1 protein-coding gene is annotated in these 785 nt (G+C 63.6%); it reads left to right on the top strand.

What is annotated here, in order from left to right; genetic code table 11:
• The first annotated feature begins 168 nt into the window (after window positions 1-168).
• A complete protein-coding gene (locus QRO95_RS25265) occupies window positions 169-648 on the top strand; it encodes a DM13 domain-containing protein (protein ID WP_047290306.1) in 480 nt (159 codons plus the stop codon).
• The last annotated feature ends 137 nt before the right edge of the window (window positions 649-785 follow it).

The following is a 785-nucleotide window of genomic DNA, read 5'->3' as shown; positions in this document are numbered from 1 at the left end:
CCCGATCTGTGCCCGATCTGTGCCCAAAGCGGCGCTTGCGCGGCCGCTTCCTACCTGCCAGACTCGCCAAAAAGGGCGGTTGAACTTCCTATACCCCGGCCCTGACCTCCCAGGGTGGTCAGGCCCGGCACTTCGCCGCGCGATCGATCGCAACCACAAGGAGGCCCCATGCGCCGCATCCTCATCCTGCTCGCCACCCACCTGCTCACCCTCGGCCTGGGCTTCGGCCTGGGCGTCTATCTCCTGCCGATCCTGATCGCCCCCGATGACCCGCCGGTTGCGCAGGTGCAGGCGGCCATGAAAGACGCCCCCTACCGCACCACCTTTCGCCGCGACCTCAAGGGCAGTGATGCGGTGCATTGGGCGGAAGGCAACGTCAGCGTCAGCCCGCGCCAGGTCGCGTTCGACGGCAAGATGGGTCCGGGTCCGGATTACAAGGTGTACCTGGTCCGTGACTTCGTCGACAACAAGGCCGATTTCCTGAAGATCAAGGCACAGGCCCAGCGCATCGGCGAGGTGAAGACCTTCAACCGTTTCCTGGTGGACGTGCCTGAAAGCGTCAACGTGGACGATTACACCACCGTAGTGGTGTGGTGCGAACGGTTCGAGCAGTTCATTTCCGCCGGGCAGTACCGCACGCCGGGTTGAACAACATCCCAAGCATCTGGGCGAAGAGCAGCCGAGCATGGCTCGGCTCTACTGTAGAGCCGAGCCATGCTCGGCCTACCGTAAGAAAGAGGCGGAGCCGGCCGATAAGCCGGGTTCTGTCGTGGACAGTCATTCCT

The sequence above is a fragment of the Stenotrophomonas maltophilia group sp. Smal13 genome (assembly GCF_030236855.1).
In the GTDB taxonomy this organism is placed as follows: Bacteria; Pseudomonadota; Gammaproteobacteria; order Xanthomonadales; family Xanthomonadaceae; genus Stenotrophomonas; species Stenotrophomonas maltophilia_A.
Note: the sequence above shows the minus strand (reverse complement) of the source record. Positions and strands in the feature narration are given on the sequence as shown.